Origin of the sequence: Silvibacterium bohemicum (assembly GCF_001006305.1) — a bacterium.
Taxonomy (GTDB): Bacteria; Acidobacteriota; Terriglobia; order Terriglobales; family Acidobacteriaceae; genus Silvibacterium; species Silvibacterium bohemicum.
In genome coordinates this window covers 14,107-31,733 of sequence record NZ_LBHJ01000008.1, presented here as the reverse complement: position 1 = coordinate 31,733, position 17,627 = coordinate 14,107, and the positions used below count along the sequence as shown (strand labels likewise).

Sequence of the window (17,627 nt, the reverse complement as noted above, 5' to 3'; positions counted from 1 at the left end):
GACGGTGAGGTTTCAAGGCCTAGAGTTGGCCTTAGCCCATATCGTCGCTGCCGTAGTTGCCGCCGCCGTCGTCGCCCATGTCGGCATCCATGCCCTGATCGTCGTAGCTTGCCTCTTCGGTATTCCCGGAATCGTCGTACGGTCCCTGCGGCTGCATGTCCTGATCCTGGCCGCTGCCTTCATAGGGGCCTTGAGGCTGCATATCGGGGCCATCCGTATAACCGCCCTGCGAGTTCGGATCGCCGTAGTAGTTGTTGACCGTCTCTTCGACCGGCGCGCCGCCGCCCATGCCGTAGCCACCGTATCCTCCACCGCCGTAGCCCGGACCACCGCCAAAGAATCCGCCTTCGTGACCGCCATGAATCAGCGACTCGATCCCCTCGAAGGCCAATGCGCCTGCAGCAACACCCGCTGCCGTCGTCGCGGCCGAGCGCAGAAAACTGCCTGCGCCGCTGCTGGGTGCCTGCTCATAGACCACTTGCTGTCCCGCCTGTGGAATGGAGGAATACTGCGGCACCGTCTGGTATTGCGGCGGAGCATACTGCGGGGCTTGATTCGGAGGCGGCGCTGCGGCCGGCTGGCGATGCAACAGGCTGCCTAAAAAGCTAGTGGCGCGGGCCGGCTGTTGCTGTGGAGGCGCCAGCTGCTGGCGAAGCTGATCCGACTGCGCCTGCAACTGCGCACGCGCCTGATTCAGGGCCAAATTCTGCACCAGCACGGTCTGCGCCAGCTTGTAGAGGGCATCGGGATCGCGCGCCAATCCGTCATTGAGAAGCGCCTCGGCATCCGGGTCCTTCTCGGAGAGCTGAGTGCTCTCTACCTTGTTCACTAAATCCTGCAACATCTGCGCTTCCTGCGGGGTCATACTTTCTCCTTCATCATGCGTGGCGAACCACTTAGCTTAGACGCGATAAAACGTATCGGCGCTGGCCCGCACTCGAAGAATACGCCAGCAGCATGTGCAAGGTTCCCCCGCAAAGAAAAGAGCCGGCACATGGCCGGCCCTCGGTAAGAAGAGAAACAGGTTAGAAGTTGACGTGGAGCGACATCTGGACGATGCGCGGGCTGCCGATGGTGTTCTTGACCGCACCGAGTGAGTTGGACTTGGCGCCCGGAGTGGTATAGAGCTGGTAAGCGCAGTTCGGCGACGCTCCCTGACAGGTTGCAGAGCCGGTTGGCGTGGTTACGGTAGCCGGTCCACCCGTGTTCGCTGTACCCGGCTGCACCTGGTTTCCGGATTCGTTTCCATTCAGCTCACCGAACTCAGGATTGAGAGTGATGTTGTTGGTCGGGATATCGAAGCTGGGCGTATTGGTGAGGTTGTAGACATCGAAGGTGTAACGAGCTGACACCCTCTCGGAAATCTTCGTGACCTTTTGCAGTGAGATATCTGCACGCTTCTGGAAGGCCTGGCGGAAGATATTACGCTGTCCAGGTACGAAACTCGTTTCGTATACGTCGCAGAGAGGACCGCCTCCAGGACCGCCGCTGGGATCGCAGCTGGGAACACCGTTGCTGCCCGGGTTGACCAACGGGATCTGGAACTTGGTCGGATTGAGTGATGAGGAAAGCGGGTTGTTGGAATTGAAGAAGGCGCCGGAATGTCCGGTCTTCGCCTGGTGCGGTGTGACTCCCGGAGCCAGAGGCAGAACAGGGTTGATCAGCTCGATGTTGTTGCCGAAGTATTGGCTGCCTACCGAACCTGAGAAGTCATAGATGCTGAACGGCTGTCCGCTCTGCAATACAGTCAGGCCGATCAGTGACCATCCATTCGTGGCGTAGCTGATCAGATTCCTACGGTGCTCCAGATTGGGCAGTGCGAAGACGTAATTGAAGGTGATGATGTGCGTCCGGTCGAAGTCCGACGAAGCATAGGAGCTACGGAGATTACTCGGGTTGTCGCCGGTGAAGAAGAGTCCTACATCGGACTGTTCGTCGAGGGTGTGCGAATAGGTGTATGAGGCTCCCACCTGCACGCCATGGCTCATGCGCTTTTCAGCATGGGTCTGGAAGGCGTCGTAAGCGGAAACACCGGCCGCCTTAAACTGCGTCGAGTTCGGATCGTAACCAACAAATGGCACGCGTAGATCGACGTTACCGCCGCTGAAGGTGTTGTACGGTTCCGTGGAGAGAGCGCAGCCATTGCTAAATTGACTGGATTTAGCCGGGTACGGGTTCGGGCACGAGGTCGTTGGAGTCGCGGCCAGCACCTGGTAGCCGTAAGATGCGGTCTCCCCATTAATAGCGTGAGTGGGAGTAGCAATCTGCGGCTCGTTGAAGGGCAGAGGAATCACGGCATGACGACCGCGGTTGCCGACATAGCCGAAGGTCAAAGCCAGATCGCTGCGCGGCTGCCATTGGAAATCGAGACTCCAGTTTTCCGCATACGGGAGCTTGTTATTGACGTCGTAGTCGCCGATCACATACGGGATCGCCGAGCAAGCGAAAGAGGATGAGTTGTAGACATTCGCTGCTGTGCAAGCGTTTTTGATCTGGTTCGCGGTAGGCAGCACGCTATTGAAGTACTGGGTTATGCTGCTGCCGGCTGGTACTCCACCGGGAGGAAGCGGCTTGGTTCCGAAGGGCGCATCGAGAGTGCCGCTGAAATTCTGATACGAGGCCAGCGGGGCTTCCTCGGTCACACCGAAAGGACCACCGATGCCCTGTCCGGCCGGCGGCGAGAGGTACTGGAAGAGCTCACCGCGATCATAGTTGATGCCGAAGCCGCCGCGGATGATCACCTTGCCCTGGTTCCACGGCGGAGCGTAGGCGAAGCCCACACGCGGCGCGATACCCCACTGCCGTCCCTTGAGCGTCGAGTCGCTGACGCCGGGAGTTGCGCAGTTCTTGTTATTGCCCGCGCAGATGAAACCGCTGTTCGTAACTACGGAATCCGTCGCCGAATAAAGAGCGGGATCGAAGTTGAAGAGGTTGCCGTATTTTTCCGTCAAAGGACCGTTAAAGTCGTAACGCAATCCGGCGGTGATGCTGAGATTGGATCTCGCCTGCCACTTATCCTGGACATAAGCGCCGATGTCGTGGGAGCGGTAGTAGCGCTGCGAATCACCCAGCAGGATGGTGCCGTCGCTTAATTTACCGGAAAGGAAACTGGGAAAGTTCTTCGTCTCGAGCTCAGAAAAACCCCCGCGATTGTTTCGGATATTCAGCTGGTTATAGTTGTAGTTCGCACCGGCAGAGATGGTATGCGATCCCGACGTGAAGATGACGTTCGAGGAGGGCGACAACCGGTTCTCAAAGTATCCGGCGTCGACGAATGCCGACTCCGGACCAGCGTCGACCGTCTTCGAGCTGCTGTAGGCAAAGTCTTTCAACTCGAGACCGGGGAAGTTATTGAATCCGGGAATGGTGATTCCGCCCTGGTTGGCGCCGAGCTGTGGGTTGAAGTTGCTGAAGACCTTCTGCCGGGAAAATCCAAGACGCTGCTCCCAATTGATCTTGGGGCCGAGCACGATGTTGTTGCTCAGGGCTGCGACCTGCGCGCCGGAGTCTTCGTTCTGAGGAAAACCCTCCGTGCTAGAGACGCCGAACGGGGCGAAGGCCGGAGAATGCTGGTAGAAATACTTGGCGGAAAGATGATCAATGGAGCTGAGGCTGTAGTCAAGCGAGGCATCCGCCTGATCCGCCTTGAAGGTGGAAGTCGAAGAGAGGGTGACGTCCGGGTTGTCAGCCGTGAGTTGGGCCTGAGCATTGGCGCCCGCTGACGGAAATAAAAAGCTTCCATCGGGCAGTTTGGCATTTAACAGAGCAACCGCCGCCGAATTGTATTTCGCGATGGGTGTGTATTTCGTTCCCGATTGCGTGTAGTAGGACTGAAGCGCAGCGGTAATGCCGGCTGTGGAACGGTCGTCGGTGAGGCCGAAAGGAACCTGGAACTGAGAGACGCCGGCGAACTGATCGTCCGACCCGGTATGTTGATAGCCGAGGAAGAAGAAGAGCTTGTCCTTGATGATGGGACCGCTGGCCGTGCCGCCGGCGGTGAATCGGTGCAGCTGTGGCGTAGCCAATCCATCCTGCTTGAAGAAGAAGGGATCGGCATTCAGCCAGTCGGTGCCGCGCGTTCCCCAGGCAGTGCCGTGAAATTTATTTCCACCGCTGATGGTGTTGACGTCGATGTGCGCGCCGCTCGTGGTTCCCTGCTGCGCGTCATACATCGAGGTGTTCACCCGCAGCTCCTGAATGAAATCGGGAGGAGGCGAAGCTAGGCCATTGCCGTTCGAACCGGCGACCGAGGTGCTGGTCTGGTCGCTGCCGCCCGGCTGGCCGCTCTCGCCAATGTTGAAATTGTTACGCTGCGACTCGCTCTGGCTGGAGCTCTTGCCGTTGAAGAGGTTGGTTACGTCAACACCGTTCACGGTGAAGGTGTTGCTGGTGTCGCGCTGACCGTTGGCCCAGATGGGCTGATTGCCGAGGCCGGCGTTGCTGCCGGTTCCGCCGAGGAGCTCGGCGCTAACGCCGGGCGCGAGAATGGCCAGCTGGGTAAAGCTGCCGGTGGCCAGCGGAGTCGCCTCGATCTGCGCGCGATCCAGCGTATAGCCGTTGGTGGTGTCGGTTGCATTCAACATCGGATTCTCGATGACGGTCACCGACTCCGACGCTCTACCGACCTTCAATTCCGTATTGACGGTCGAGGCGCGCGCTTCCTGCACGGTAATCGCAGGGATATTGGTGGTGTCGAAGCCATCGTGAGAGATGCTCACGGTATACGGACCGATGGGCAGATTCAGGATCTCGAAGTATCCGTTTTTCTGGGTCTTAGCGGAACGAGTCAGCCCGGTAGTGTCGCCGGTGACGGTTACAGTTGCTTCTCCGACCGCAGCGCCCGACTTATCCGTGACTGTACCGTTAATAGTCCCAAGGGTTTGCTGCGCCCAGCTACGCGGCGCGACTGCAAGCGACACACCCACAATGAGAAAAAGTAAAAGAAATGCGCGAGTGCGCATAAGGAAATTCATTGATCAGCCTCAAAAGGAGTTGATGAAATCGTTCTTAACTATCTGTTAATGCGACGGGGGAGCTTCAACGTCAGAGACGAGACTACAAAGCAGCCGGATCGGGAATGTTAAGGACGGGATAAATTATCGGCGGCGGTTACGATTCACGCCGCGGGGGCAGCGTATTTGTTGATCGAATCGCAAAAACGAGTTTCATCAATAGAAACCACGTCTTCCGGACCGGTATCTGTAACCGTTACTGCGTCTTGCGCGGGTGGCCGATCGAGAAGCGCAGCCCGAGGCGGTAATTCATCGGCAGGGAGGGGTAGCCGATCGGTCCGATATGTTGCTGGCTGAGTAAATTGTCGAGTTGAGCATAGATTCCCAGCCAGGACGTAAGCCGGAAGGTTCCACCGAGATCCAGCTTGGCGTAACCGGAATCCAGATTGCGATTGGGAAGCAGCAGCGTGTTTTCGCCGAACGGATCTTCTCCGCCAAGATAAGTGGAGTCGTCGCTGCGGCTGGCGAATGCGCCTGTGCCTACGACGGTCAGCGACTTGCCGGTATAGCTCACGCTGGCGAAGCCGGTATGCGGCGGCCTGCGGAACGGCCGCGCTCCGTCCAGCGGCGATACATTGCCGATCAGCACGCCGGGGATATTCGGATTGGTGCTCGGGCCTACGGCATCCGACGAAAACGAGCGCTGTACCTGGCCATCGAGGTACGTATATCCGCCGCGCATGAAAATATTCTTTCCGATGCCGTACTCGACTTCAGTCTCCAGACCTTGCGCGCGGAAGGCCATCGAATTCAAAGTGAGCGCGAAGGCGCCTTCACTTTCAAGAAAGCTCTCCAGCTGCTGTTGTTCGGCGGACGATAGCTGAGGGAGAAGCTGGGGCACAAGGTTCGCGCCGACATACTCGATCTGCCTGCCGAATTCATTGTGGAAGTAGGTCGCACGCAACAAGACGTGTTCATCGAAGAGGCTTTGCTCAACGCCGCCGTCGTAGCTGCGCGATTGCTCCGCGCCGATGGGAGTGATGCCCAGCCGGTGAATGGTCGACGCTCCGCCATTTTCTAGCAAGAATGTGTAGAGCGAGCCGAACTGGTCGTCGATGGTCGGCTCTTTTACGCCCTGAGCGTAGTTGAAATTAACCTTGGTGCCGTGGAAGATGCCTTTGCCGGGACGGATCGCGTAATAAGACACACCCGCGCGCGGCGTCCCCTGTGTGCCGTAGAGCTGATTTTTCTGGATACCACCAGCGAGCGAATAGAAGATGCGCTGCTTGTATTCGCCATTGATGGTCAGCATGTAGTCGTAGTTCGCCCGCTCCAGAGTTTCGTTGAGACCGTAGGCAAACTCCTTCTCCGCGCCGCGCTCATCTTCATAGCGGAAGCCGGCAATGGCGGTGAGGTGCGGAGTGATGCTGTAATCCGTCTGCGCATAGAGATTGTCGCGGTTCGAAACCAGATCGAGAGTATAGGGATAGGTGCCGCCGAAGTTCATGAGAGCCTGGCCCGACGCGGAATATCCATTTGCACCGTGGATCGTTACCTGATTGCCGTAGTAATTACCTTCGATCAGGTGTCCCGCCGGATACCACTGCTCCTCTTCTTCCCTCTTGCGCGCCATGCCGTACCGCACCAACCCATGCCAGGCATCGCTGAAGCTGTGATCGATAGTTCCCGAGAGAGATATGTCCTGGTCGGATTGCTTGCCGTCATTGGACATGCCAAAGAACGAGTAGGTTCCCGGCAATCCGGTCGCAACATCGGCATTGCGCGCCGTCAAGCGGACCGAAGTCGCACCTGAAAGCTGATATCCAAGATTCGCAACGCTTGTGATGTTGTGATATTCGTCCATGGGCAGCGAGTTTTTGGTCTGCAGATCGGCGAAGCCGCCGTAGTAATCGAATTTGCGCAACGTACCGCCGAGCTGCACTTCGTTGCGATAGGTGCCGAAGCTTCCCGCATCGCCTTCGTACAGCAACGAAGGAAACGAAGTCGTGCCTCGCGGCGTATCGAAGGCGATCACTCCCGCGGCCGCATCCGAGCCCCACAGCACGCTGTTCGGTCCGCGATAGGCTTCGACCGACGAGATGCCGGTGCTCGAGATAGTAGAAAGATCGAAGCGTCCGCCGATGTCCTCGATCGGGATGCCGTCGAGCAGCACCTTGTTCGAATCGGAGTTGCCGCCGCGGATGAAAACCGATGTTACGCCGCCGCGCTGGCCGGTCTGCACCACGTCGAATCCGTTGATCTGCCGCAGTGGATCGACCATCTCGGCGCGATTCAGAAAATCGGTCTTGGTGATGGTGGCAATGTTCGCGCTGACCTGCGCCTGGGGCTGCGGCGTTCCCGTGGCCGTCACAACGATGGACTGATGCACCCATTCCGGCTCGAGGACAATATTCTGCTCGATGGAGTCGAGCGTGGCGCCGTAGAAGTTCTTCGAAAGCAGTTGCCTGAATGAGACCCCGCCAGCCAGAACATTGAATTGCCCCGAGGCCGAGGAGCTGAGCTGATAGCTGCCGTCATAAAGCGTGTGCCCGGTGGCGATGACTTGTCCCTTTTGCACCAGAGCGACGGTCGCATTCGAGACTGGCCTGCCCAATGGATCGGAGACCGTGCCATGCACCGCTACAGCTTCCGACAGGCGAGCGGCCATCAGCACGAAGATCAGAGTCAGAGCGGAGCGGCAGAGCAGCTTAGAGGCTAGCATTCATCAGCAATTCTAATGAGTTCCCTCTTCGTTCGCCCAAAAAAGCGGCAGGCCGTTACCAACTCAGGCCGCTATCCCTGTGGCCGGTGCGATGCCTGATAACAACCGGTGAATTTCAAGACTTCTAACCGCGGGAATTTTTGCTCACTCCATTCGTCAGAACGACGACGTGATGGCGGGTTATCTTTCCTGCGGGGAATAAAAAGAAAAGAGCCCGGTTTACATATCAGAGCGGTCGGGTTGAGTTGGCAAACTCACGTTATCGCAAATATGGGTAAGACAGGGGTGTGGTTCAAGTGAAAAGTCAGCAGATATCGGCTCCGGCAGCACATAAATACGATTTGCATGCGCCGTCGAATTTACAGGATCCCTTTGCCATGTTTACGCAATTGAGGGCAGAAGATCCTGTCTATCGCATGGGCGAGCCATATTCCTTCTGGCTTTTATCCCGATACGAGGACGTGCGACAGGCGATGCGCGACAGCCAACGCCTGTCAAACAATAACAGCGAAATCGTAGAACGGCGCGCAGAGAATCTGCCGGCGAGTACGCGTCCGAGCTTCGAAATCTGCAGACGCCTCCTGCTCCGGCATATTCAGGCGTTGGATGCGCCGGCGCACACGGCGCAGCGGCAGACAGTCATGAAGGCATTTACACCTCTGGTCACCAACGTGATCAAGAGCTCGCTGGAGCGGCGGGTTAACGACCTGCTGGACAACATGGAACGAAGCGCGACATGCGACTTCATTTCCGATTTTGCCAAGCCATTACCCTCGCAGGCGATCGCCGATATTGTGGGCATTCCCGAGGAATACCGCGAGCTGATGGTGAAGGCCGCGGACCTGCAGATAAGCTTTGTCGGAGCAATACTACGTTTGGACGATGCACAGGTGGAACGTATCGCCGAGCAGCTCCACGTTGCCGAGGCAGTTCTGCTGCGGCTCTTCGAGGAAAGACGCCGGGAACCCAAGGCCGATCTGATTTCCGCGCTGGTGAATGCGGACACCGCATCTTTGGGTATGTCGGAAAATGACATCGTGGTGCTCTCCATGTTCATGTTCGTCGCCGGACAGGAGACCACCGTAAATCTGTTGGGGGGATCGTTGCGGTTCCTGTTGTCGGACAGAAAACAGTGGGAGCATCTCTGTGCTGCTCCCGAATTGTGGCCTGGCGCCGTTGAGGAGCTACTGCGATTTGTAAGCCCGGTGCTCTGGGTTCAGCGAGTCGCGACCGAGGACATTGAGATGCGTGGGCAGCTTATTCGCAAGGGCGATGAGGTATTGATGGGAATCGGTTCCGCCAACCACGACCCGGAGAAGTTTTCCAATCCACAGGTGTTGGATGTAACCAGGAAAAATGTCTCCTCAGTCGCTTTCGGCTACGGCGCGCACACCTGCCTCGGTGCAGCGCTGGCCCGGATGGAGACAGAAGTGGCGTTATTGCATCTGTCGCAGCGCATGCCTCACATCCAGCTTAGGACCGATCAATTCGAATACGAGCCTGTTTTCTTTCTCCGATCTCTCAAGTCGCTTCCCGTTGCCATTCGAAATTAGGAATCGACCCTTGGGCAGATAAAGCCGTCATTCTCAGCGAACTCGATACGCATCGTTCGCTGAGATTTCTTCTCTCTGCCCTCGTTAGAAAAACGTTTCTTTTGAATGATGAGTAGCTTCTGCGCGACTCTTTTTCGCGAATGGAATTCCTGAACTGCCATTCGGTTTTGTGGAACTCCACGTCCGAAAGTCGGGGCGTCGGGCACCCGGCTCGCGATTAGCGGAAGATATCGAGGATACTCTGAACTCCCGCTAGAAAATCAGCCGGAGGCACGAGCAGACTTAGCACCAGCCATCCGCTGTCGGCAAATCCGAAGGACGAGCCGGGATGCACCGAGACGCCATGCTCGCGCACCAGGCGGATCGCCAGCTCTTCGTCGGGCGCTAGCGCTGGAACGCGCAGAATCGCATACCATCCCGCCTCGACATCGAGCCGGGTCACCATATTTTGCGAGGCGAGAGCTGTATCGAGAATGGCGAGATTCCCTGCGAGGCGCGAGCGAATCTGCTGCTGTATCTCTCTTCGTCCCCGGAGCCATGCGGGCAGCGCGCATTGAATGGGCGCGTTCATGGCCAGAAACGTGTCGGCAATAATTTCCAGCCGCGCAAGGGCGTCGGCTAATTCCGGTTCCGGTCCAAAGGCTGCGATCCACGCCGCTTTCATCTGCGGAAGTGCGGCGATCTTGCTCAACCCGCTCAACACGAAGGTCAGGGCCGGATGCTCCCCGGTCGCGAAGCTTGGTGCGGCCTGGCCGGTGAGCGCGTAGTCCAGAAAAACCTCATCGACGATCAGCGCCAGGCCATGCTCGACACATAGCTCCTCCAACGCCTCGCGCTCGGAGGGTCTGGTGAAATGTCCTGTGGGATTGTTGGGGTGAACCAGGGCGATGGCCCGGGTCTTCGGCCCGATTCGCTGCCGCAAAGATTCGATGTCCAGATGCCAGCCGTGATCGTAAAAGAGCGCATAGGGCACCAGCCGCACATCCTCCAGCTGCGCCAGAAAATCGAAGAGCGGATAGCTGGGCTGCGCGATCAGCACCTCGTCGCCGGGATCGGCAAGCAGCCGGAAGAGGTAGCTGTACGCCTCGCTGGTGCTGGTGGTGAGAAAAATGCGCTCCGGATCGATTGCAATGCGGTGATCGGAGTAATAACCGGCGACTGCCGCGCGTGCCGATTCCATCCCGCGCGGGTCGGGATCGTACTGCAGGGCTTGCCGATCACTCAGCGCCGACAGGATCGCCGCCTCGTCATAAAGAAAGCCGCATTGCGTGGGGTTGGACGCGGTCAGATCGATCAGCGTCAGGCCCGCTGTGCGCCGCTCGCGTATGGCCCGCGTCAGATCGGTTTCCGCCACATCCCAGGCGGTGCGTGATGACAATTTAGGAACCGCTCTCATCGCAACTATCTTTTCATGAGCAGCGGCGCAGTCCGATTAGGCATAATGAAAGGAGCAGCTTGCTTGCAACGGCTAGCGAACATTCTGCCTGCAACCGGCCGGCTGCAACGACCACTCCTCATCCGCTTCACAACCGATCGACAGGAGAAATTCCTTCATGGCCATTACAGCGGTGATCTTCGACTACGGACGCGTGCTGAGCAACAGCGAGGACCCCGTTGCCAAAGAAAAAATGATTGCGCTCACCGGCCTTGACGAGTCCAAGCTCTTCGCGTCCTACTGGCGTTTTCGCCACGAGTATGACCTCGGCCAGCTCAACGGCATCACCTATTGGAACAGTGTGGCCAAGGATGCCGGAGTTGCGTTCACACCGGAGCGGATTCAGTACCTCATCGAGACCGACGTGCTCATGTGGACCTCTCTGAACGAAGAGATGCTGGCCTGGGTGGTCGCTCTGCAGGATGCCGGCTTCCCTACCGCGATTCTCTCCAACATGGGCGAAGAGATGCTCTGCTACATGCGGCAGGAGTTCGGCTGGCTGGCTCACTTCCAGCACCACACCTGGTCGTGCGAGCTGGGCATCGGCAAGCCCGATCCCGCGATCTACGTTCACACCTGCGAAAGGCTGGGCGTTGCCCCGCAGCAGACGCTCTTTCTGGATGACAAACCGGAGAATATCGAGGCGGCGACCAGCGTCGGGCTGAACGCGGTACTGTTTCACTCCATCGGCCAGCTGCGGCAGGATCTCGAAGCGCGCAACCTGCTCGAGGGATTGCCCATTCCCGGCGAAGCCACGCCGGCACACGCGTAGGTTTCATTTCCACTTGCGGGTGGTTCGACGTACAGAACGCGCTTTAGGAAAGCTCAACGGCGAAACCGGTAGAATAATACTCGACGGAAGAACCGAATCTGGCTCGCGTGGAATCTATCTCTTCGATGCCGAACCTTCTTGCGGTAGCAGAAAAATCCGAAGTCGCCATTTCGCCGGCAACGTCGCAGGACAATGGGCGCGCACAAGGACTGATTGCATGGTCCAGCTTTTTATTTGCGCTGCTGCAGAGCATATGCACTTTTTTTGCAGCGCTCGACGGCCTCCGTCTGGCTATTGGGATAAGCGCTCTGGCGCTAAGCGCCGAGGTGGGTGCGGCCTTCGATCGTTTTCACGCTGACTGGATTCGCGTGCCGATGATCGCGTTCGCGCTGTTCGGCTCGCTCGCCAATCTCGGCATCCTCTTCCAGGTTCGACGGCTGCGCCGTCGTCCGGCGTCGCAGTGGCGTCAGCAGCCGCCGAGCCGGCACAAGCTTCGCATGGAGCGTGTGCAGCTCGCCCTCTCCGTCGCGACCCTGTTGCTTATCGGGATCGAGGAGTATCTGCATTTTCGCTGGTGCCATCACCTGTAGGAAAGAACTGCAGGTCCCTCCACTTCGCTTCGCTACGGTCGGGGGGACAACTGCTGCGAAAGACCGCTGACTCAGAAGGCTAGCTTACTGAATCGAAGAACCGCCGGAGCAGGCGGCCGACCATCTGCGGCTGTTCCCATGGGGCGTAGTGTCCGGCGTCGCGTATCTCTGTAAATTCCGCGCTGTAGCCGCCATTGCGGATGGTGTCGGCCAGCAGCTTCATGTCGGCCGTGGTCGAGGATTGGTCTTCGCCGCCGGCCAGCACAAAGGCCGGCACGCGAATGGTTTTGGCGGTTTCCACCGAATCGGGCCGCGCGGCTAGCCCCTGCTGTAGTGCAATCGCTGCTGCCGGCCGTACCATCTGCATCATCTCGCGCGCCTCGCCGATCTTCTCCGGCTCCCGCCGCCGGGCCGCTGACCCGATCAGCTGCGCCAGCATGGACTCGATCCAATCGCCGGTTCCCCGCTCGGTGATCATCCGATTCCACTCCTCACGCCTGATTCGATTGGCTTCGGTATCGGCCTGAGGACGCGAACAGCAGAAGGCCAATGCCGTCACGCGGCCGGGAACCTTTCGCCACAACTCATAGAGCGTGTATCCGCCGATGGAGCATCCCGCGAAGAGAGCGCGCGGAATCTGCAGCTCATCGAGAAGGCGCTCGATATCGCGGCCCAACTTCTCCATGGTGATGGAGCCTTCGCCGGCCTCGGACTGGCCGTGGCCGCGCAGGTCGGGCAGGATCACCCGGTATTTCGGGGTAAGCGCGGCGGCTACCTGCAGCCAGAAGCGGTGGTTGCAAGGCATGGGATGCAGCAGGACCAGGGGTTGCCCCTCGCCCTGGATGTCATAGAAGAGCTTGGCGTCGCCGGAGTTGTAGAACACGAAGAATAGTTTAGCCCGGCCTGCCGCCATAATCTGCAAACGGCAGGTCGCTGCATTCAGAGCGATTCCCGATTAGAGAAGACTCTAGCTTGCCGGCGGAACGTAGGTGGTTCCGGACGGGAGCGCCAGCGGCTCCTCGGGCATAACCACCCAGAAGACCACGTAGGCGACGATTCCCGCGCCGCCGCCGAAGATGGACAGCAGCACCGTGATCACCCGCACCCAGGTTACGTCCCAAGCATAGTTGTTCGACAGCCCCTGGCAAACGCCGGCGACCATGCGCCCGGCGCGCGGACGAATGAGCCGGGTTTGCGCGGTGTAGACCGGTGGAGCAGCGAAGTTCATCTGTGCGCCGCAAGCGGAACAGAAGCGAGCGCCTTCGTTCATCGAATTGCCGCAGTTTTTGCAGAATACCGCCATTGCGATTCCCTCTTGGAAAGAAAGCTTACACCCAGTCGTCCGCTGCGCCCTTAGGCTTTGCGGATTTCCGGTCAGTAAAAGGTACGCGGGAAAGGGAGCCGCAGTTCCCCGATGCGACTGGTGCGGCAGGCGCTCCCGAATCAATGGCCGGTGTAGGCCGAATGCTGGAACTTGCGCGCCTGTTCCGCCTGCACGCTGTCGCTGCCGGCGTCGATCACTGCCTGGTACTGTTGGCGGGCCTTGTCGTGATCGTTCATCAGGTCGTAGACCTGGCCGGCTGCCAGCAGGCAGCGCCGCTTCAGCTCCGGGCTGGTGGTCGGTATAAAGGCTGCCTCGCGATAGGCGTCCACGGAGGCGGGATACATCTTCTGGCCGCGCAGGGTATCGGCCAAGCCGAAGTACGCCAGCTCCAGATGCGAGGCGGGAAAGTAGCCGGGGCGCTTGGAGTTATCGATGACCAGCCGGTACTGCGCGATGGCCTTCGGCCCATCTCCCGCGTCTTTGAATAGATTCGCCTGTTCCAGGCTGAACAGGAAGTCGTGCGGATATTGGTCAGCCAATCCGCGGGCGATCTCGCCGGCCTGCGGATACTTGGCCTCGCGGCGCAAGAACAGCATCGTCGCCGTCCGCGATTCGACGCTGGTGATGACCCCGCGCGCCGACGAATCCTGAAGCAAGGTCATGCCGGCGCTCTTCGAGCCGTGGATGCCTGCAAAGCCGATGAGTATTTTGAAGCCGAAGGGCAGGGCTCCGACAACATATTGGTAGATCCCCACTACCATTTTGGCGTCGATATAGTTGGGATCGAGCTGCAGCACCTTTTCGTGATCGTTCTTGGCACCCAGAGCCAGCTTTAGGCCTGCGCCGAAGCTCCGTTCAACCATTGCCAGGTAAGCGGCTTCAAGGCTGCGCGCCCAGCCCCGCGCGAAGAGTGCATTCGCGTCGTTGGAGTTGATTTTCAGCGCTGCATCGGCTTGGTCGAAGGCCTTGTCCGACAAGGATTTGATCTGATCGCGGACCTTGGGGTCCTCGACGACGGTGTGCTTGCCGGTGAGGAAACCGTCGTTGGCATAGAAGGTGGTATCCAGCAGGTCAAGCCGGAAGAGTTCCTTAAACAGAGTCACATCCAGCACGTAATCGGTGGCGATGGGATCCTGGGGATGCGCGGCCTGGATGGCCTGGAAGCGCGAGAGCGCCCCGTCGTAGTCCATGACATAAAAGCGGTCGAAGGCGGCCCGCGTTTCGGGCGCACGGTTGAGCGGGTTGGTGTCGACGGCCTGCGCGCCTGCAGTCGCGGAAATACCGATTCCAAACACAAGAATGGCCGTCCGGCGGCCGAGGCCGCGGCTTGATCTTCTAAAAACTCGAGTGAGCAACTCCACCAAAATGAATGTCTTTCCTCAAAATAGAATCCGACCGAACAACTGTACTCCAACGATAGACGAGATCACGGGACCTTTTAGATGCGGCGAAAAAGCTCCCAAAGAAAGGGATTTCTTGCCGGAAATCGGTTTGTAGATTGTGAGTCTCAGCTGGATATTCCTCGAACCCGGGCGCGAAATTAATTTTTCGGTGCTATTGTCGAGTTATCCGTGGAACCGGCTGTCTGACGTATCCCCAACGTGCCCCCGGAGGTGCTGGAATGACCAAGAGAGAGCTTCTCCGCCTGCTTCTATTGCAGGCGCGTACCAACGGATTCGATCTGCGCCCATGGTATGAGGCGATGATCGATCCCGAGTGGCGCGACGCGCAGGCCGCCGTCGATACCCTGGCCCGCGGCCACCGCTACTATGCGCTGCTGTTCTCGCACGACTTCGCCAAGCATTTCTGGAAGCAGGGCCAGCCGACGCAGTTCGTCGTTCCCATGCAGCAGTTCTCCCGGCTTAACAGCCGCGGCGAGACGATCACGATTACGCGTAAGGCCTATGTTCGCCGGACGCTGAAACCGCATGCCTGGAGATATCATCTTCGCGAGATGGCAACGCTGGACGAGCCACTGCGCTACGTCCGCCGCTTCCTGGTAACACCGGAGGAGCAGCTGCTCGCGCCCCTGAGAGTGGAAAGCGCCGGGGCCCTATATGGACATCCCGAGGCTGCGGGCTAAAGGAAGGATAGCGCTATAGGCTCGTCATTCTGAGCGCAGCGAAGGATCTCAGTTCCGTTGACGGCGCAACATCGCTAAGATCCTTCCTCCCTCAGGTCGTCAGGATGACGGGACGTTACAAAAAAGCGGCGATGGCTCCACGGCCGACGAATCTGTCCAATGATGTTGTTCCCCTGAACCTGCCATAAGAAAAAGCCTCCGTCGACGGAGGCTTTTCTTATGGATGTTACCAACTGCGTTACTTGGCCTTGAGGAAGATCACAACCAGGGTGAACAGGGTGAGGGACTCGATGAAGGCCAGGCCGAGAACCAGCAAGAGCTGGATGCCGGCGCGGGCTCCGGGATTGCGGGCGAGCGCTTCGGTTGCCGAAGCGGTGGCTTTGCCCTGACCCAGGCCGCAGAGACCGGCAGCGATGGCCATGCCGATTCCGGCTCCGATGGGAACCAGGCTGGCCGATCCGCCGCCCTGTCCGGTTTGTGCGAACGCCGGCACGGCCATCAACAGCACGGCCAGCGTCATAAGAACATATTGCAGTTTGCGCATCGTGTATCTCCTTGCTTCCCGGGTGATATGCCGCCAGTGGGTGGTTGAGGCTCACCGTGCTGGCCCCCTCACGCTGAACGGCGCTTCCGGCGGCGGCGGAAGCGCTCCGCCGCGGAAGAATTTTCTTTTAAAACAAAATTCTAGTGGTCCTCTTGCGCGACCGCCTGCGAGAGGTAGATCAGAGTCAGCAGCATGAAGACATAAGCCTGGATCAGCGCCACACCGAAGTGCAGGCCCAAAAATACTACTGGAAGTCCGAGAGGCACCATCGAAAAGAAGACCAGGGTGAGCAGATCGCTGGCAAACATGTTCGCGTAAAGACGGATGGTGAGCGACATGATGCGAGCAAGGTGCGAGATGATCTCAATCGGAAACAGCAGTGGCGCGACCCACCAGATAGGTCCGGCGAAGTGCGCGATATATCGAAACAAGCCCTGGGTGCGGACGCCATTCCAGTTGTAATAGACAAAGGTGAGCAACGCGATGCCCAGGGGAACCACGGGATTCGCGGTCGGAGTCTCAAGACCGGGCAGAAGCCCGATGAGATTGCAGAGCCCGACGAAGAGCAGAATCATGGTGGCGAAGACCAGATGCGGCTCGTAGCCGTGTCCGATGATGGCCTCGCCCTGGCTGCTGACAAATTCGTTCACGATCTCGGCGAGATGCTGCGTCGTTCCCGGCTTGTCGACGCTGAGCGTGAGCCGCGCGACGAAGAAGAAGAGCAGCAGGAAGAGCGTGACCAGAAGTTCGAGGGTCAGCGTGTTGTCGCGCAGCGGAGCGTTGGGATGGGCGATGTGAATGCCGAGCTTCGTGAGAAACGGGACCAGCGGCGCGGCAAAGTAGAGGTTCAGCAGTCGCGTGAGCGCGTTGATGAGGCTGAGCATAAATCCCTGAAATGCGAAGATTGGTTTTAGGAGCGGATGAGCCGCACGGCTTCGATGGCGAGGGCCAGGACTCCCAGTCCCAAACCTGCGATCAGCGCGTAAGGCGTACCGCGAGAACACTTTAGACTAGCATAAATGACAACGGCGGCGAATCCCAGGCGCAGAAAGAACATGACCGCGACCCGCGCCGCGGGGCGAGCCGGCTTTTGTCGGTCAAGGCGCGCGTTGACGAAGTCGATGAGCTGCTGCCACTCGTAAAGACCCACCAGCGAAACGATGGTCCCGGCGATGGCCAGCAATGCGGAGCGCCAGCCGGAGACAAATCCGAAGATGCCGGTAAGGATGATGCCCATGGCCGCGCAGGTACGCAGCGAACGCTGCATGGCCGCGCGGAGATCGGCGTCGGTGAAGTTCATGGCGGCATTGGCTTCAGCCGTCGCATCGGAATTCGGGATGGAATCAGACTGCGGTGTGGTTACAGAATCGGTCATGTGTTCCTAACTAGCTCGCAATGCCTGACGGACGGCCTCGACCAGGCCGGCAACCGCTCCAAAGATAAGGCCGACGATGTAAATCCAGTGCTGGTGCAGCCACTTGTCGAGCAGAACACCGGCTCCCAGGCCGATGAGCAGCGCGCATGGCAACACGAAAGCGATCTGGGTGAGTTTTTCCGCCCTGACGAGGGTGTGGACTCCTCCGCTGGCCCTGGCCGACTTTGCATTGGGGTTCGGGTTTTGTGGCGGGACATCCATGATTCTGGTTTGGCGG

At 58.8% G+C, this 17,627-nt stretch carries 15 protein-coding genes; 4 read left to right on the top strand and 11 right to left on the bottom strand.

Annotated features, from left to right (window positions below):
• Positions 1-31: 31 nt before the first annotated feature.
• The 3 genes from XX99_RS15305 to XX99_RS15295 form a co-directional block, all read right to left on the bottom strand.
• Positions 32-865, bottom strand: coding sequence for a DUF2076 family protein (locus XX99_RS15305; RefSeq protein WP_050060289.1), 834 nt, complete (start codon positions 863-865; stop codon positions 32-34).
• Positions 866-1,025: 160 nt separating this feature from the next.
• On the bottom strand, positions 1,026-4,961 hold the full coding sequence (locus XX99_RS15300) for a TonB-dependent receptor (RefSeq protein ID WP_082125641.1): 3,936 nt from the start codon (positions 4,959-4,961) through the stop codon (positions 1,026-1,028).
• 247 nt (positions 4,962-5,208) lie between these two features.
• Positions 5,209-7,674, bottom strand: a complete 2,466-nt coding sequence (locus XX99_RS15295; protein ID WP_184085204.1) for a TonB-dependent receptor — start codon at positions 7,672-7,674, stop codon at positions 5,209-5,211.
• 377 nt (positions 7,675-8,051) lie between these two features.
• On the opposite strand from XX99_RS15295, the gene XX99_RS15290 reads away from it, so the two are divergent.
• The gene (locus XX99_RS15290; protein WP_156186012.1) at positions 8,052-9,227 is read left to right on the top strand and encodes a cytochrome P450; all 1,176 of its coding nucleotides are present in this window, start codon (positions 8,052-8,054) and stop codon (positions 9,225-9,227) included.
• Positions 9,228-9,444: 217 nt separating this feature from the next.
• On the opposite strand, the gene XX99_RS15285 is transcribed toward XX99_RS15290, so the two are convergent.
• Positions 9,445-10,605, bottom strand: a complete 1,161-nt coding sequence (locus XX99_RS15285; RefSeq protein WP_231581410.1) for a pyridoxal phosphate-dependent aminotransferase — start codon at positions 10,603-10,605, stop codon at positions 9,445-9,447.
• A gap of 175 nt (positions 10,606-10,780) precedes the next feature.
• Here XX99_RS15285 and XX99_RS15280 point away from each other — a divergent pair, with 175 nt between their 5' ends.
• Both XX99_RS15280 and XX99_RS15275 read left to right on the top strand, forming a co-directional pair.
• On the top strand, positions 10,781-11,434 hold the full coding sequence (locus XX99_RS15280; protein WP_050060285.1) for an HAD family hydrolase: 654 nt from the start codon (positions 10,781-10,783) through the stop codon (positions 11,432-11,434).
• A gap of 125 nt (positions 11,435-11,559) precedes the next feature.
• Positions 11,560-12,024, top strand: a complete 465-nt coding sequence (locus tag XX99_RS15275) for a hypothetical protein (RefSeq protein ID WP_184085207.1) — start codon at positions 11,560-11,562, stop codon at positions 12,022-12,024.
• A 79-nt stretch (positions 12,025-12,103) separates the two neighbouring features.
• Here XX99_RS15275 and XX99_RS15270 read toward each other — a convergent pair whose 3' ends face one another.
• The 3 genes from XX99_RS15270 to XX99_RS15260 form a co-directional block, all read right to left on the bottom strand.
• Positions 12,104-12,937: an alpha/beta fold hydrolase gene (locus XX99_RS15270; RefSeq protein WP_221302535.1), complete on the bottom strand. Its 834-nt coding sequence runs from the start codon at positions 12,935-12,937 to the stop codon at positions 12,104-12,106.
• Between the two features lie 54 nt (positions 12,938-12,991).
• On the bottom strand, positions 12,992-13,327 hold the full coding sequence (locus tag XX99_RS15265; RefSeq protein WP_082125618.1) for a PspC domain-containing protein: 336 nt from the start codon (positions 13,325-13,327) through the stop codon (positions 12,992-12,994).
• Between the two features lie 140 nt (positions 13,328-13,467).
• Positions 13,468-14,643 (bottom strand): tetratricopeptide repeat protein, encoded by a 1,176-nt coding sequence (locus XX99_RS15260; protein WP_156186011.1) that lies wholly within the window; start codon positions 14,641-14,643, stop codon positions 13,468-13,470.
• A 326-nt stretch (positions 14,644-14,969) separates the two neighbouring features.
• Here XX99_RS15260 and XX99_RS15255 point away from each other — a divergent pair, with 326 nt between their 5' ends.
• A complete protein-coding gene (locus XX99_RS15255) occupies positions 14,970-15,431 on the top strand; it encodes a hypothetical protein (RefSeq protein ID WP_184085209.1) in 462 nt (153 codons plus the stop codon).
• 238 nt (positions 15,432-15,669) lie between these two features.
• On the opposite strand, the gene XX99_RS15250 is transcribed toward XX99_RS15255, so the two are convergent.
• The 4 genes from XX99_RS15250 to XX99_RS15235 all read right to left on the bottom strand — a co-directional run bounded on the left by XX99_RS15250 (position 15,670) and on the right by XX99_RS15235 (position 17,611).
• Positions 15,670-15,975, bottom strand: coding sequence for an ATP synthase F0 subunit C (locus XX99_RS15250; RefSeq protein ID WP_050060283.1), 306 nt, complete (start codon positions 15,973-15,975; stop codon positions 15,670-15,672).
• Between the two features lie 140 nt (positions 15,976-16,115).
• Positions 16,116-16,859, bottom strand: a complete 744-nt coding sequence (gene atpB, locus XX99_RS15245; RefSeq protein WP_050060282.1) for a F0F1 ATP synthase subunit A — start codon at positions 16,857-16,859, stop codon at positions 16,116-16,118.
• A 26-nt stretch (positions 16,860-16,885) separates the two neighbouring features.
• On the bottom strand, positions 16,886-17,350 hold the full coding sequence (locus tag XX99_RS15240) for an ATP synthase subunit I (RefSeq protein WP_050060281.1): 465 nt from the start codon (positions 17,348-17,350) through the stop codon (positions 16,886-16,888).
• Positions 17,351-17,356: 6 nt separating this feature from the next.
• Positions 17,357-17,611: an AtpZ/AtpI family protein gene (locus tag XX99_RS15235; RefSeq protein WP_184085212.1), complete on the bottom strand. Its 255-nt coding sequence runs from the start codon at positions 17,609-17,611 to the stop codon at positions 17,357-17,359.
• Positions 17,612-17,627: the final 16 nt, after the last annotated feature.

Coding starts and splice junctions, on each gene's coding strand:
- XX99_RS15305 (WP_050060289.1), bottom strand. CDS start 865: ATGACCCCGCAGGAAGCGCAGATGTTGCAGGATTTAGTGAACAAGGTA.
- XX99_RS15300 (WP_082125641.1), bottom strand. CDS start 4,961: ATGCGCACTCGCGCATTTCTTTTACTTTTTCTCATTGTGGGTGTGTCG.
- XX99_RS15295 (WP_184085204.1), bottom strand. CDS start 7,674: ATGCTAGCCTCTAAGCTGCTCTGCCGCTCCGCTCTGACTCTGATCTTC.
- XX99_RS15290 (WP_156186012.1), top strand. CDS start 8,052: ATGTTTACGCAATTGAGGGCAGAAGATCCTGTCTATCGCATGGGCGAG.
- XX99_RS15280 (WP_050060285.1), top strand. CDS start 10,781: ATGGCCATTACAGCGGTGATCTTCGACTACGGACGCGTGCTGAGCAAC.
- XX99_RS15275 (WP_184085207.1), top strand. CDS start 11,560: ATGCCGAACCTTCTTGCGGTAGCAGAAAAATCCGAAGTCGCCATTTCG.
- XX99_RS15270 (WP_221302535.1), bottom strand. CDS start 12,937: ATGGCGGCAGGCCGGGCTAAACTATTCTTCGTGTTCTACAACTCCGGC.
- XX99_RS15265 (WP_082125618.1), bottom strand. CDS start 13,327: ATGGCGGTATTCTGCAAAAACTGCGGCAATTCGATGAACGAAGGCGCT.
- XX99_RS15255 (WP_184085209.1), top strand. CDS start 14,970: ATGACCAAGAGAGAGCTTCTCCGCCTGCTTCTATTGCAGGCGCGTACC.
- XX99_RS15250 (WP_050060283.1), bottom strand. CDS start 15,975: ATGCGCAAACTGCAATATGTTCTTATGACGCTGGCCGTGCTGTTGATG.
- atpB (WP_050060282.1), bottom strand. CDS start 16,859: ATGCTCAGCCTCATCAACGCGCTCACGCGACTGCTGAACCTCTACTTT.
- XX99_RS15240 (WP_050060281.1), bottom strand. CDS start 17,350: ATGACCGATTCTGTAACCACACCGCAGTCTGATTCCATCCCGAATTCC.
- XX99_RS15235 (WP_184085212.1), bottom strand. CDS start 17,611: ATGGATGTCCCGCCACAAAACCCGAACCCCAATGCAAAGTCGGCCAGG.